The organism is Microbulbifer sp. NBRC 101763 (assembly GCF_040371615.1).
GTDB classification, from domain to species: Bacteria; Pseudomonadota; Gammaproteobacteria; order Pseudomonadales; family Cellvibrionaceae; genus Microbulbifer; species Microbulbifer variabilis.
Window position 1 is genome coordinate 200,718 of record NZ_BAABQV010000006.1, and the last position, 14,972, is coordinate 215,689.

The window sequence follows — 14,972 nt, forward strand, 5'->3', positions numbered from 1 at the left end:
GAGGAAATAATGTCTCAAGAGCTTACTATTCGCCCAATGACAAGAGGGGAAGTGGATTTATTGGTGGATTGGGCGGCAGAGGAAGGCTGGAATCCTGGGTTAAATGATGCGGAAATATTTTGGAATACCGACCCTGAAGCATTCGTTGCAGCATTAAAAGATAAGGAGCTGATAGGAGGTGGAGCGATTACTTCCTACGATGGGAGGTATGGATTTATGGGTTTTTTTATTGTGCGGCCAGAATTTAGACATCGAGGCTACGGAAACTACTTATGGCATATACGTAGAGATAAAATGTTGGCGCGGCTCTGTCCTGGGTCTACTGTTGGATTAGATGGCGTTTTTGACATGCAAAGCTACTATGCCAAGGGCGGATTTTCTTTCTCGCATCGTAACCTGCGTTTTGTTTGCCGGCCCTCAAGCAGGGTAAAAACCCTTGAAGGGAATGTTGTTCCTCTATGCCAAGTGCCTTTTGATCATCTAAACCAATATGATCGCGCTTGTTTTCCTGCCTGCAGGGGTAAGTTTCTACAGGGGTGGATAGCTCAACCTGAGGCCCTGTCTTTGGGGTACTTAAAGGACAGTCGCCTTGAAGGGTATGGAGTAATGCGTCGGTGTAGAAAAGGATTCAAAATTGGACCTCTATTTGCAAATGATCGACAGGTAGCGAAGTCCCTTTGTGATCAGTTATTGGTACATGCGGCAGGTGAGGAAGTATTCTTGGATGTTCCAGAAAATAATCCTGCAGCAATGGCATTGGCCCGAGCATACGGTATGGAGGAAATTTTTGGTTGTGCCAGAATGTATCTAGGGCCCAAACCGAAAATTATGCATAATCGCGTGTTTGGCGTTACAACTTTTGAGTTAGGCTAATGCAAAAGCGAGATTTGATTGGTTATGCCGGTAAACCTCCGCATCCTCAGTGGCCTGATGAGGCTCAAGTTGCCGTGCAATTTGTTCTTAATGTTGAAGAGGGGTCCGAATCTACACTGGTTAATGGTGATGGACAATCTGAGTCTTATTTACATGAAATTTCTGGTAGGCCTCCCCGGGTAGGTGAGAGGGATTTTAGTGTTGAAAGTATGTATGAGTATGGTGCTCGGGCTGGAGTTTGGCGTTTGCTAAACCTATTTGAGGAGAGACGGTTAAAGTTAACTGCGTTTGCTACGGGGTTGGCGCTGGAATTAAATCCAAAAATTGGGGAGGCCCTCTCTGCAGGGGGGCATGAAGTTGCGGGTCATGGCTATCGCTGGTTGGATTATAAGACAGTGCCAGTTGAAGATGAGCGGCAGGGTATTAGGCGCACTATTGAAATAATTAAGCACATAACAGGATGTCCACCTAGAGGTTGGTATACGGGTCGGACGAGCCTTAATACCAGGAGATTACTAAATGATGAGAGTGATCTTATTTATATTTCTGATTCTTATTGTGACGACCTGCCTTATTGGCAGTCCAGTGTATCTGAGAAATTGATAGTACCATACACCTTAGTGAACAACGATATGAGATATCTAATGCCTAATGGTTTTTCATCGGGGCAGGATTTCTTTTTATTGTTGAAGGACGCTTTTGACTGTCTTTGGAAGGAGGGAAAGAAAAGCCCCAAACTGATGAGTATTGGTTTACATGGTCGTATTAGTGGGCACCCGGCCAGGGCTATGGCTATTGCTCGATTTTTAGATTATATCATTACCTTTGAAGCTGTTTGGATTTGTCGTCGGGAGGATGTTGCTAAATGGTGGATATCTAAGCAATCTAAGAGCAATAATATATAGAGTTTTTGGGGGATATCTTGAGGTTCTGAATTTTCCTGGTATTTGTATGATGGTTAGTGCTCTATATTTCACTGAACTCTCTACTTGAGTCTCTGCATAAAGTTGAAGCGATTGATTTTCGATTCGGAGTGCGGATCTCGGCATAGGGGTATAAAAAATTCCTGTTTGCACCTATCTGATAAACAATGCCTTGGATCATGGACCGGGCAAAGAATAGCTACTCATGCGGGGCTTTGAAGAGGCAGCTATTCATTTTGGTATGAATTAAAAAGGAATTGGCTGATATTCATAGCATCCCGCAGAATTCCTTATTAATCAGCCTGGAGTGGATTGCGATGATGTGGGTGCTTATGATGAATCATGGAATCGCTTACAGGAAAAGCTGCCTGCGCTAATGCCCACAACAAAGTTAAGGATGTGTATATCCTATCTACTTGATCAAACAGACGTGAGGGTTGCAATAAAGAAAATTGACAATACTGTGGATATTATCTTCAATAGTCCAGCGAGTCAAACCAGCCGACCCCTTAAGCGCCGGCCGATTGAATTGGAAAGTAGCTAGTATCGGACAAGTTAATGTTGGCTACTTTGAACTAATATGTTTCCACTCTTATGCTGCTCATAGATTGTGAAGGGAAGGACAGCTGTGTCAGTGGCTGCGGAGAGAACACTGTCAACAAGATAGGCCCCAAGAAGCGGTGCAAAATTCAAAGATTCGCTATTTGAATGCATTTTGCACATGTTGTACGACAGCCCGCTATAAACTCTAGGGATGGATTCACAATTAGTTTTCTGCTTTTTTAAGTTTCTTGCAATTTCGAGATCTGTGCTTGATAAGGTGGTAACGGTTCCGCAAGCTGTTAGAGAAAAAATGCTCAATATTAAAATTAGATTTTTCATAAATTATATAACTTCCTTGAGAAATTAATATTCCGGTTTAAAGCTTTTCATCTGTGACTGAAGCGCTATGGTGGCCGGTATCCTTTAATAATTTAGTGCCCACACCTATGAATGTAGTTTGTGACGCTTTAGGGATTGCAGACAAACTTAAATTTTTTATTGCTTCTTCCATGTCATAGTTGAAGTGAATGTATTGACTAGAAGGTTGGATGTAAAGTTCCATATTCTTATTTTGATTGAAATTTAATCTAAAAAGTATCTATCTAGCTCCCAGTCTAGCCCTTAATCTTTTTAATCGATTTTTTTCTATTAGCGCCTGAGAAATGTGATTGCTTCGCAAGGACTATAGATAGTGTCGTAAGAGGGAGTGGGTGAGCAGCCCATCCACCGGGCTCACTCCGATGGATGGTAACGGGATCATTCTATTTATAATTAATAGGCACGAAAGGGAGTTTAGTTTTTAGTTGGGATTGCCTGAACAACTTTAATAAAGTAATCCCAAAAGTTGGCGACACTTTGGATGTGTACTCTCTCTTCTGGCGAGTGGGCGCGGCGAATGGTGGGGCCGAATGAGACCATATCCCAATTGGGGTAAGGTTTGGCTAGAAGGCCACACTCCAGGCCGGCGTGGATCACTTTCACTTCAGGCTCTTCTCCGGTCATTTCTTTGTAAACACCCTTCATCATCGCGAGTAGTGGTGAGTTGGGGTTTGGCGTCCAGCCGGGGTATGAATTATCCAGTTTGGTTTCTGCACCGGCCAATTCAAAAGTAGCGGCTACATCCAGGCTGTGCTGATCCCTAGCACTATCAGAAAGGCTGCGTACCAGGCACTGTATTTGAACCCGGTGTTGGCCGTCTTTTTCTATAGTGACCACGCGGGCCAAATTGTTGGAAGTGTCAGCAATACCTTCCAGTGCGGTACTCATGCGCTCCACGCCATTGGGGCAGCAGCGAATTGCGCGAATCAGCTTTTGTTGACTCGTGATATCCATTGTATTGAGTGGTGTATCGGTGCTCTCCAGGCTAACTTCCAGTGCCGCTTCGTTATCCAGCTCCCGCGCAATTTGTGCGCTTTCAGTATGGACAACTGTTTGTAGTTGCTCCTGGTTGTCAGCAGGAACTACGAGGGTACTAAATGACTCTCGGGGAATGGCATTGCGCAAGCTTCCCCCATCTAATGTAGCGATTCTCAAAGAAGGAATTTCACGTAGGGCGGCATCGATAATGCGGTTGGCAATCTTATTGGCATTGCCACGTCCCTTATCAATATCCAGCCCTGAGTGGCCTCCGCGCAGGCCGCGTACAGACAGTTTATATGCCTGACTGCCAGCTGCCACAGGTATTGCCTTGTAGGGCAGAGCTGCATTGACATCGATACCACCGGCACAGCCAATGTAGAGTTCACCTTCGTCTTCAGTGTCGAGGTTTAACAGCAGATCGGCTTCGAAGTAGCCTGGCTGCAGGTTCTTAGCACCGGTCATGCCCGCTTCTTCATCGATGGTGAGCAGAGCTTCCAGGGCGGGGTGGGGGATATCTGTAGACTCCATCAAGGCAAGAATGGCGGCGACGCCGATGCCATTGTCGGCTCCAAGGGTAGTGCCTTCGGCGGTAATCCACTCACCATCAACATGCGGTTTGATAGGGTCGGTGAGGAAATCGTGTTCAGTATCCGCATTTTTTTGCGGCACCATGTCGACATGGCTTTGCAGCGCCAGAGTTTGATGATTTTCCATGCCCGGTGTTGCCGGCTTTTTGATAATAACATTGCCAATCTCATCCAGCTGCACATCCAGGCCGCGGGTTTTGGCGAAATCGACAATGTGCTCAACAACTCTATCTTCATGCTTGGAAGGGCGGGGGATTTCACAAAGTTTGGCGAAGTGTTTCCAGAGAGGGGTAGGGTTCAGCTCAGCAATATTGCTCATTGGTGGCCTCAAATCATTCTTATGGGATTAATTGTCGTTTCCTGTAAAACCTGTTTATGGGGTCGACCAAGAGGTAACAGGAAAGAGCCCGGCATTTGCCGGGCTCTTTGGATGTTGCTCGTCGTTACTTTTGTGGGGCCTCTTCAGTTACCGAGCTCTCTGACAAAAGCTCGAGTGCAATGCGGCGTTTATCTATGTCCACCGCAGTAACTTTGACATTGACGGTCTGCTCTAACTGAAAACTTTGCTCATTGTGGGTGAGTGTTAAGTGTTTGCCGTCAAATGTGGGTAGATTCTTTTTATCGCCGTTCAAGCGGACAAATCCATCAATGCCGTATTGGTCCAAGCGTACGCCCAGCCCAGCTCCATTAACCAGGACAATCTTGCCAGTAAAATCCTGACCTACTTTATCCTGCATAAACTGAGTGTAAAGCCATTGTTCGAGGGCTCGATTGGCTTGGCGTCCACGGAGCAGGCTATCTTGCAGGCTCTCGATTTCTGTGTCGCTCAGTGTTTTCGCAGGACTATTCTCAGATGCTGCGCGCAGTACGCGGTGGTTATACAGGTCGTTGTACTTGCGAATGGGTGAGGTTACGGTGGCGTAGGCCTCAAGTCCCAGACCCAGGTGCGCACCGGAGTTGTTGTTGAGCTGGCCGGGACGCAGCATGCGCTTCAGCACTGCGAGAAGGTTGCGCATTTGCGCATCTTCATGGCTCTCCAGGTGTTTAACCAGCGCTAAATAGTTCTGCAATTGGCTGAGATCGTTTTCCGCATGTTCTGGGAGTAATTCCTTTAGAAGGCTTCTTACTTCGCCCATCCGCTCTTCGCGAAAACCCAGGTGTACTGAGAAGCAGCCCTGCTGTAATTCTGCCAGTTTTGCTCCGATGCAGATATTGGTGGCGAGCATAGCTTCCTCAACCATGCGCTGGGCAATATTGCGCTCCTGCTTCTCAATACGCTCGATCTTGCGCTCTTTGTTGAGGTGAATTTCATAGTCAGGGCGCTCTTCCATTGCCAGGGAGTGCCCTGCGCGATATTTGGCGCGGGCCTCATACAGAGCGGCAAGGTTGCGCAAGCTTTCTTTTTGCGCTTCCGGTACCGCGGACTCATCTCCCTCTATGAGTTGGCTTACCTGGTTGTAGCTCAATTTATATTGGGAGCGAATTGCGGCAAATTCATAGCGGCTTGAAATAATTTTACCGTCGCTGTCGATATCGATGTGTACTACCAGTGCAGGGCGCAACTCATTAGGTATCAGGGAAAAAAGGTCCTCACATAGGCTGCGCGGCAGCATAGGCAGAGTTTCGCCAGGGAGATACTGGCTGTGGGCGCGCTTAAACGCCTCGAGATCCAATGGGCTGCCCTCGGTGATAGCACTTGAGGGGTCGGCAATGGCGATATGCAGGGTCCAGCCGTTTTCGCTAGGCGTAACGGCGAGGGCATCGTCCATATCGCGGGTGGTTTCCGCATCAATAGTGACAAAGCCCAATTCGGATAAGTCGGTGCGCTCAGAGGTATTGGTGACAATCTGTTCAGAAATGGTTTTAGCCTGTTTCTCCGCTGCCGGGCCAAACTGCTCAGGTAGCTTGTATTGGGCCACTACATAGGCATGCTCAATGCCAGGCATTTCTGGTTTACCGATAACAGTCTCAACTTTTGCCTGGGCGCGCCCGTCCTTAAAGGGATGACGATTGACTTTGCAGGCGATAAATTCGCCTGGCTGTGCCTTGCCCCTTGCTTTAGGAGGCAGGAAAATCCATCGAGACAGGCCATTCTGAGTGGGCTGGATAAAGTGCCCTTGACCTCGCTGTACATATTGGCCAACCAGGTAATCCAGCTGGCTGTCGAGTAGGGCATCTAATTCGGCTGTCAGTTTGCCTTTGCTCTCCTTTGTAATGCAGACGCGAACCCGGTCACCTGGGAAAACACGTTCCATTTCGTTGGGTGGCAGAAAGGCCTCCCGTCCATCCTCCAGCTCCACGAAGCCAAATTTGCCATTGCTGCCGCGTACCCGGCCTTCGGCAAAGTCCTTACTGGAGCGAATATCTGTTTTCAGTTGTGAAAGTTGTTTCAGAGCGTCGGCATTCAGCATCGAGTTTATCTCTCGGGTCGATTTGGGCGCGGATTCTACCAGACCATGCTGACACGATGTAACGGAGTCCGGTAGTGGAAGAAAGTATCCCTGTGCTAATGGGGCCGCGCGGTGGGTTGAAGGGGAGGTCAGGATTGCTGACCGCTTAGGCGACTATATTTTCGCAAGGTCGTTTATCCTAAAAAAATATGCTTTATGTGACAATTTAGCTATTGCTTTGTGGTTATGTGCAAAATATGCAAACTTTATCTGTCGAAGGTGGATATAATCTTACCCCTGAATAAAAACAGATAAGGGCTGTGGTTGTTCCCCAGCTGTAGAACCGGCCTTCCGGAGAGGAACAGTTAATGAGTATTTTTTCCCATTCCGCCTACGATAAACACGAACAAGTGGCGTTTTACCAAGATGCTAAGAGCGGACTCAAGGCAATTATCGCGGTACACAATACGAATTTAGGTCCCTCACTGGGTGGCTGTCGCATGTGGCCATACGCCGATGATGGTGAGGCACTGAATGATGTATTGCGCCTCTCCCGAGGCATGACTTATAAGTCTGCAATGGCGGGGTTAAAGCTCGGCGGCGGGAAATCTGTGATCATCGGTGATCCACGCAAGGAAAAGACTCCTGAGTTGCTGCGCGCCATGGGCGAATTTATCAATACCCTCGGTGGTCGCTATATCACCGCTGAGGACTCCGGCACTAGTGTCGCTGACATGAGTGTGATTGGTGAGACCACCGAATATGTATCCGGACTGTTTGCGGGCTCTGAATACGGTGGTGATCCGTCTCCTTCTACAGCCTACGGTGTATTTGTGGGCCTTAAAGCTGCGGTGGAACATCGCTGGGGTAAAACTGACCTTACCGGCCTGAAAGTTTCCATCCAGGGCGTTGGTAATGTGGGTTTCCGCCTCGCTAAGCTGCTGAAAGATGCCGGTGCGGAGCTGTTCGTTACCGATATCTTCCAGGACAACATTGATCGCGCAGTGACTGAGCTGGGCGCGATTGCTGTAACCGCTGATGAGATCTTTGACCTCGATGTGGATCTATTTGCTCCCTGTGCCATGGGTGCGATCCTCAATGATGACACTATTTCCCGTCTAAAAGTTGGTGCGGTGGCCGGTGCGGCAAATAACCAGTTAGCTGAAGAGCGTCACGCAGAAGCATTGCGTGAGAAGGGAATCCTCTACGCCCCGGACTATGTAATTAATGCCGGTGGAATAATCGATGTGTACTACCAGCAGAAAGGCGACTACAACGCTGATGAGGTGCGTGCGCACATTGAAGAAATTGGCAGCACTATGAAAGAGGTGTTTGTACGTGCGGATGAGACTGGTGAGACTACGGCACATGTTGCTGACCGTATAGCCGAAGAGCGTTTTGGCCACCATTCTGTGACTGGCGATACCGAGAATAAATCCGGCACTGTAGCCGCATAACAGCAGTTTAACGCAAGAGAAGTGTCGGTGACCTGATCGCCACAGGCGATTGCTATGATCATTTCTCTCTGTGATGTATTTTTTGGGCACTTCGGTGCCCATTTTTTTGTCTGATATTTGTCCGATCGATCTGGCAACCGGGTAAGATGCCAGATCCACTGTTTGAATGTGCTGAGGGTTTAGCAGATATCAGGAGTGAATCCTGGCCTAAACTTGCCATCCTGAAGCCGCGGTTATTAAGAGGGAGTGACAATATGGACTTGCGTCCAGTACTTATCAGTGTCGTTATTGCCACTGCAGGTCTTGCCGGTTGCGGCAAGTCTGTCGACGATACACCCCATGCGTTATCTGTGGATAAAGAAGCCGCTGCCAGCAGCAAGGCAGCAGCCACCGATAAAGAGGCCTATGTACCGCCGCCGGAGCTGGATATCCCCTATCACAAAGAAGTTCTGCCCAATGGGCTGACGGTGATAGTGCACGAGGATCGCAAAGCCCCGGTTGTCTCCACCAATATCTGGTACAAAGTGGGCTCCAAGGATGAACCGCAGGGCAAAACTGGCTTCGCACATCTGTTTGAGCACCTGATGTTCAACGGCAGTGAGAACTATCCAGGTGAATACTTCGAGCCTTTCCAGCGCTCAGGTGCTACGGATATGAATGGCACCACTAATAATGATCGCACCAACTACTTTGCTACTGTGCCTAAAGGTGCCCTGGATATGGCTCTGTGGATGGAGTCTGACCGAATGGGCCACTTCAAGGGCGCTATCACCCAGGAAGTTTTGGATGAACAGCGTGGAGTGGTAAAAAACGAGAAGCGCCAGGGGGAGAATGCTCCCTATGGAAAGGCTTTCGACATTATTGCCAAGAGTACTTTTCCGGCAGATCATCCTTACTCCTGGACGCCAATTGGATCAATGGAAGACCTGGATAATGCCAGCCTGGAGGATGTGAAAAAGTGGTTTGCAGATCACTACCAACCGGCAAATGCCACTTTGGTAATTGCTGGCGATGTCAGTGTTGATGAGGCTATGGACAAGGCGCGCAAGTATTTTGGCGATATACCCAGCACAGGAGTACAACCGCGAATTAAAAACTGGGAACTGCCTACCCAGGTTAAAAAACGGGAGGTGGTACGAGACCAGGTGCCGCAAACTCGTATTTACAAAGTTTGGAATGTTCCTGCGGTAGGTAGTAATGAGGAGCACGCACTTGAGCTGATGACCTCCTTGTTGGCTAACCGAAAAAATTCACTACTTTATCGTCGCTTGGTGCGGGATGAGCAAGTAGCGACGAGTGTGAGCGCTTTTTATTATGGGCGCCAGCTGGCTGGGCAGTTGATGATTATTGTCGATGTGAAACCTGGGCAGTCCCTCGATAAAGTTGAAAAACTTTTGAATAAAGAATTGAGAGAATTTGCGAAAAACGGGGTGAGCGCAGAGGAGCTACGCCGAGTTAAGCAGGGAGAATTTGCCGGGTTGGTGAAGGGGCTGGAAAAAACCGGTGGCTTTGGTGGCAAGAGCGATATTCTTGCCCGCTCTGAATTTTATTATGGGGATCCTGGGGCCCTGCTTAAAGGTGTGGAAGATTATGCCAAAGTTTCCGCGCTTGAGGTGCAGGATGTGGCAAAGCAGTGGCTAAAGGATGATTCCTATACCCTGATCATTGAGCCCGAGAAAAAGTACACCGCCGCCACAGAGGGTGCCGACCGCAGCAAATTGCCAGAGGTCGATAAGAATGTAGAGTTGGAGTTGCCCAAGCAGCGCGAATTTACATTGAAAAATGGCCTCAAGGTGGTTCTGGCGGAGCGTCATGATACGCCTGTGGTATTGATGAACTTGCAGTTCCGCAGTGGGGCCTCTGCCGATCAGAATAAACCTGGTCTCGCCTCTGTGACTGCTCAAATGTTAAATGAGGGTGCTGGAGACCTCGACAGTCTGGAGTTTAGTGCGCGCTCTGAGGAGCTTGGGGTGAGTATTGGCGGGGGGAGCGGACTGGATTACAACTCCATCAGTATGAGCGCCCTCAAGACCCAGTTGGAGCCCTCTTTGAAGTTGTTTGCCAAAGTGGTGACTGAGCCCCGTTTCCCTGAGTCGGATCTTGAAAGGGTAAAATCCAACCGCTTGGATGCCATAGCCCAGGAAAAGGCACAGCCCCAGGGCTTGGCTCTGCGTGAGCTGCCGCCGTTGCTGTTTGGTCCAGATCATCCCTACGGTTCACCGTTGACCGGTTCCGGTACTCCCGAGGGGATAAAGTCAATAACCCGGGAAGATCTGGTGAACTTCCAGAAAACCTGGGTGAGACCGGATAACGCCACTCTGACGGTTGTGGGGGATGTAACGGAAAAAGAAATTGAGCCATTACTGAACGAAACACTGGGTGGTTGGAAGGCACCTAAAACTGAATTACCAAAAATTGAAGTGGCTAAAGTTGAGCGTCCCGAAAAAGCCCGAGTGTATTTGCTGGATCGCCCAGGAGCGCAGCAGAGTTTTATCATGGCCGGTTTGGTTATGCCTCCCTGGCAACCCCAAGGTGCTGAGGCCTTCGATGCAATGGCCAATATTATCGCAGGGAAATTTACTTCCCGAGTAAATATGAATCTGCGTGAAGATAAGCACTGGTCATATGGAGCTCGCGCTGTTTCTATGGATACAGAAGGCCAGCGTCCCTACATTTTGTTCGCGCCAGTGCAAACGGATAAAACCGCACCAGCAATACAGGAGTTGGTGAAAGAGTATCGGGATTATCTCAGTGATCGTCCAATTACGGAGAAGGAGCTCGAAGATTACCGAAATGATGAGGTACTCAAGCAGAGTGCACGCTTCCAAACCAAGGGGCAATTGCTTTCCAGTATTAATTGGCAGGTAGAAAAGGGGCTGCCGGAGGAGTATATCGCTGAGTACCCACAGCGGGTGGCCGCGCTTGATACCGATAAAGTTGAAGCCTCGGCACAGGAATTCCTGGCCCCCGAGCAATTTACCTGGGTCATTGTTGGAGACCTGGATAAGATCAAGGGAGAAGTAGAGGCGCTGGATATTGGCCCGGTAGAAGTTCTGCCTTCAAAGGATTAGGGCTTTATCAGACTTTTGAAAAAGGCCTTTTATGGCCTTTTTCAACCTGAGTTTGTAGCGCATATTTAAAAACTTTCTACGATAAATAAGTACTTGAATGCTTGATTTGCAATTCGAATATCTCTGCTAGAACCGATTAGTGAATGGTTATGGGGGGCGAGCTCAACCAAAGCCTGTGAAATGAATAAATGCCCATCGATTTTACGCGGCTTTGATGCCAAACAATTTAACAGAAGCTGCAGGGTTAGTTTGGGTGCCTTAACTTCTAGATGTATTAAGAGGCTACTATAAATTATTTTTTGCATTACAGGTGTTTCATGAGTCTTATTGTTCAACTTGCTTAGGTTGATTGTTATGCTGCCGCCCCCATCTACTCTGGAGGAAGGCTGGGTGAATCAACGGTAGCATGGGATATGTCAATATCTACGAATGCAGTCCATTTTCAAGGTGCGGATAGTATCGTACGCGCAGTTTTCCAGGCGGTCAGCTTCTTTGTTGGCTCTGGGAGGGGCTGAAAATCTCATCTCCACAGCCGGTTACCTTATAGATGTTAAGCCTGGTCACAGTCCTATTGACATAGATATGTGCAAAGTCTGGGCGCATGAGCTCTCTCTGGCGGGCTAACTAGATTACAAGTAATCCGCTGCTGGATGGTCATTCATCTAATTTTTTCGAAGCTAAGTGTATATGTTTTCTGTTTAACATCAAAGTCTGTATAAATCGCCACTTATTGATTTCGAAAGCAGATAGAAGAAGGAAATAATATCTATTTTTTACGGGGGTGCGAATTGGGGTTGGAGTTGCCGGAAAAATAGTATTTTAATTCACGTAATTTCAATGTGTTCCTTTGGTTGGGCACTGTATGGTTTAAAGACCCTGATCATCTCTTGGAGTTGTTATTCAACAATACAGGCTTTCATAAATACAAATCCTGTTGAGGGTGTCGGTATTAATAGTGGGCAAAACCAGAAAGTATGGGTAGCAGGACAGCGTATAAGTCCCGCATGAGGCAGGGAAAACCTTTGGTGATCATTTGCCGAGCAAGAGGGATAATTTTCAACCTCAGAATAGGTAATAACTATATATAGCTGCCAAAAGAACTCTTTTGATTAAGAGTGTCACGATTATTTGATTTGCATACCATCGATAAATGAAGTGATTGTCAAATTGAAAGAGGGGTTTGCCTTCCCGGAAAGGTCGCGCAGGCTGGATGATTGTGAATCCTGTGTCAAAGCATATCATACATTTTGGGGTAGTTTATCAGACCTGTTTTAACTTGCTTCATTGTTGTCGATCAGGAATCCTACTACCTCTTGAAAAAAACAGTTTGAGATCCAAGCTGTCTTTAATTAACCAGGGGCATGCAAAGGTTGGTTATGCTATTTCCTGGTTTGCTAAAAGATGAGGCCACTGGCAATGATATTGTGGGGAGCAATAATACTCCAACTTTCTAGTGAGTCCAATTGATATACAGGTCGATAATTAAAACTTTGCTATTTTCGAGTTGGTCCTTCAGGTAAGAAATCTATCATTTTTGAATGTATTGTCCGATTACAAGGTTCTTAAATGAATCATTTGATGGTTTTAAAGGTGTGCAATTGTTATACAAGTTGTTTTTTGAAGTTCGGAACGAGAAAGCTGCTTAAATCAAAATTGATACGATCTATTTTTCCAGGAAAATTTATCTCGTTACGATGATGGTGTTTAAGGTTGTATTTGCAAAGTAAAATAACCAACTTTTCAGTTGAGCCTGCCAGATTGAGATATATGCTAAGGGCGGCCAGTTAGCTGTCTCTAAATACTATTTAGTTGAGGGTCATTCGAGGGTGTTATTTAAGTTTCTATCCAGCGAAGTTATGAGTTGCTGAGTTAAAGCGTTGAGGGGGTCTGAGGTTTATTAAGGGACGGCTTTCAGGGGTTGGCAAAATTAACGGAATAATAAGCTGGATCCTGTGCAGTGGCCTGAAAATAATTTCTGTACTTATTTTCTATTTATGGTAGTCAAGCTCTATGTCTGCACTTCAGTTTGATTTGCGCCGCTAATTCAATGCTGATGGCGCTTAAGATTATTTCTCGTCATCAACATGCTAAGGCTTGTGAGGAATTTCCTACCTAGAGTGTCTAGCTTAAGATAGTTGGGGTCATATTCAAATTAGGAGCGCAATCTGAGAGCCCTGTCCCCTTGCTTGTTGATTCCTATAATTAGCTTAACTCTAGTGTCTTCTATAAATTTTATCGTGGTTGGGTAACATCATTTGCACCTTAAATTAAATAGTAATTTGTGATGGTGAAATTAAGGGGGTGAGTCTGTAAGGGGGGGAAGGATGCTTATATTTATCATTCTAGAGCTTTTATGTTTAGAATATCCAGGAGTTTTTCATTTCACTTCGCCTATTAGTGTGCTACGAAATCGACTCAAAGCAAGAGGTATTTTGTACATGGCGGATATAAAAATGAAGTTCACAAAAAGGTATGATTTGAGGGTTCTGCTTTACTGAAATTGAAATAAATTAGGTGGAAGTGGCTAAAATGGTTCCTCGTGAATTTTGGGGTGCCAATTATGGGGGGCTGTGCGGAAAGATAATGGGATTCGTAGCCAGCATAATTTCTGTTCCGTTAAAGCTTAAGGTTTGAAATGGATAATTCCCGGTTGTCACCAGTATATGATTGCGATAAAAAGTTCGACATGGTTTACGATGATTGTTCGGCTGGTATGTAGGTGGGAGGGTTCTGGAAATAAGTCTATCTGTTAGAAAGGTTGTCATGATGGAATTTAATATTACCCATCGTAAAGCTGAGTTTTTGCGAAGGTCTCGCACATAATTAACCTTTACATTTTTTTATGTGGTTGGTAAGTTACGGCCCGGAAAAGTTACTGTTAACTTTTCTTTGGTGCAAAAATATGATTATTCAAAGGAATTGAAGTATGAAAAATTTAAGGCTAATTGGTACAACGTTTGCACTTTTGCTTGTTGTATTTTCTCAGCAGGTATTTTCTAAGGATGTTTCTTTAGGTGCTCAAGAGAACAGTGCTCTCCTTAAGCTTCAAGAGGAAATTTTGTCTTTAAAGAGGCAGGTTGAATTCTTGAATGCTCCAATCAAAAGTGAGTCAGACTTAAATCATTATCTGGTGGCTAATCCAGTGGAAAAGACGCCCCTCGGGAAGTTGCCAGAAATAGAGCGAGAGCTATTTATCAACAGCTTAAAATTCACCGACAAGGGTTTGGCTGGGTTTGATTACGGGATGTTAGAATATGGGCCAACAGCAACAGAAGTACATGATATCCTTGAATTATTTGGTTTGCAGTCATTTACCTTGGCGATGAAAAATTTAACTGTGGAATCAGAAAAAGACAGAGCGATAGCAGAGCGAGCTGAAGCTGCACTCTCTCTTAATTGGGAGTGGGTCGAAGATTATACTTGTAAGTCTGACGTAGATATGGGTGGCTGGCCGATTCGTTATTGTGCAAAGCAGGCGCGCTCTATGTGCAATTCACGGACGTGTAATTATCCCTAATCTGCGGATTTAAAGCTAGCTTATTAGGACGCTACTAATCTACACGGTTTATCCTGCCTTCGCCCAGTGGTTGGGGCAGGATAGTTTCTCTGGAGCTGTCATAGGATCGGCCTGCCTTCTGAGTTCAATTTTTGCTGTAGATTGCTAGAAAAGCTATAGCAGGCTAAAGGTTCGAAAACTACGTCAAAACACATGAATATTGACAGGTGCAGTTCAAAGGCGGTGTTGCTATAGATTCAAGGCTAGGGCTGC

General features: G+C 46.5%; 7 protein-coding genes. 5 read left to right on the forward strand and 2 right to left on the reverse strand.

Annotated elements, in window-relative coordinates; genetic code table 11:
* The first annotated feature begins 9 nt into the window (after positions 1-9).
* Both ABWV76_RS16185 and ABWV76_RS16190 read left to right on the forward strand, forming a co-directional pair.
* Positions 10-873: a GNAT family N-acetyltransferase gene (locus ABWV76_RS16185; protein ID WP_353376595.1), complete on the forward strand. Its 864-nt coding sequence runs from the start codon at positions 10-12 to the stop codon at positions 871-873.
* Complete coding sequence (locus ABWV76_RS16190) at positions 873-1,778, forward strand: polysaccharide deacetylase family protein (RefSeq protein WP_353376596.1); 906 nt, start codon at positions 873-875, stop codon at positions 1,776-1,778. Before ABWV76_RS16185 ends, ABWV76_RS16190 begins: the two co-directional genes overlap by 1 nt.
* A gap of 1,353 nt (positions 1,779-3,131) precedes the next feature.
* Here ABWV76_RS16190 and ABWV76_RS16195 read toward each other — a convergent pair.
* Together ABWV76_RS16195 and ABWV76_RS16200 are read right to left on the reverse strand one after the other, a co-directional pair.
* Positions 3,132-4,604 (reverse strand): aminoacyl-histidine dipeptidase, encoded by a 1,473-nt coding sequence (locus tag ABWV76_RS16195; RefSeq protein ID WP_353376597.1) that lies wholly within the window; start codon positions 4,602-4,604, stop codon positions 3,132-3,134.
* 124 nt (positions 4,605-4,728) lie between these two features.
* On the reverse strand, positions 4,729-6,696 hold the full coding sequence (locus ABWV76_RS16200) for a VacB/RNase II family 3'-5' exoribonuclease (RefSeq protein ID WP_353376598.1): 1,968 nt from the start codon (positions 6,694-6,696) through the stop codon (positions 4,729-4,731).
* A 347-nt stretch (positions 6,697-7,043) separates the two neighbouring features.
* On the opposite strand from ABWV76_RS16200, the gene ABWV76_RS16205 reads away from it, so the two are divergent.
* From ABWV76_RS16205 to ABWV76_RS16215, 3 genes are all read left to right on the forward strand, one after another.
* Positions 7,044-8,132, forward strand: a complete 1,089-nt coding sequence (locus tag ABWV76_RS16205; RefSeq protein ID WP_020413400.1) for a Glu/Leu/Phe/Val dehydrogenase dimerization domain-containing protein — start codon at positions 7,044-7,046, stop codon at positions 8,130-8,132.
* Positions 8,133-8,386: 254 nt separating this feature from the next.
* Positions 8,387-11,203, forward strand: a complete 2,817-nt coding sequence (locus tag ABWV76_RS16210) for a M16 family metallopeptidase (RefSeq protein ID WP_026305088.1) — start codon at positions 8,387-8,389, stop codon at positions 11,201-11,203.
* A 2,926-nt stretch (positions 11,204-14,129) separates the two neighbouring features.
* The gene (locus ABWV76_RS16215; RefSeq protein ID WP_353376600.1) at positions 14,130-14,720 is read left to right on the forward strand and encodes a hypothetical protein; all 591 of its coding nucleotides are present in this window, start codon (positions 14,130-14,132) and stop codon (positions 14,718-14,720) included.
* Positions 14,721-14,972: the final 252 nt, after the last annotated feature.

Excerpts from the sequence above, each read along its gene's own strand:
- ABWV76_RS16190 (WP_353376596.1), top strand. The coding sequence starts at position 873 with ATGCAAAAGCGAGATTTGATTGGTTATGCCGGTAAACCTCCGCATCCT.
- ABWV76_RS16185 (WP_353376595.1), top strand. The coding sequence starts at position 10 with ATGTCTCAAGAGCTTACTATTCGCCCAATGACAAGAGGGGAAGTGGAT.
- ABWV76_RS16200 (WP_353376598.1), bottom strand. The coding sequence starts at position 6,696 with ATGCTGAATGCCGACGCTCTGAAACAACTTTCACAACTGAAAACAGAT.
- ABWV76_RS16205 (WP_020413400.1), top strand. The coding sequence starts at position 7,044 with ATGAGTATTTTTTCCCATTCCGCCTACGATAAACACGAACAAGTGGCG.
- ABWV76_RS16215 (WP_353376600.1), top strand. The coding sequence starts at position 14,130 with ATGAAAAATTTAAGGCTAATTGGTACAACGTTTGCACTTTTGCTTGTT.
- ABWV76_RS16210 (WP_026305088.1), top strand. The coding sequence starts at position 8,387 with ATGGACTTGCGTCCAGTACTTATCAGTGTCGTTATTGCCACTGCAGGT.
- ABWV76_RS16195 (WP_353376597.1), bottom strand. The coding sequence starts at position 4,604 with ATGAGCAATATTGCTGAGCTGAACCCTACCCCTCTCTGGAAACACTTC.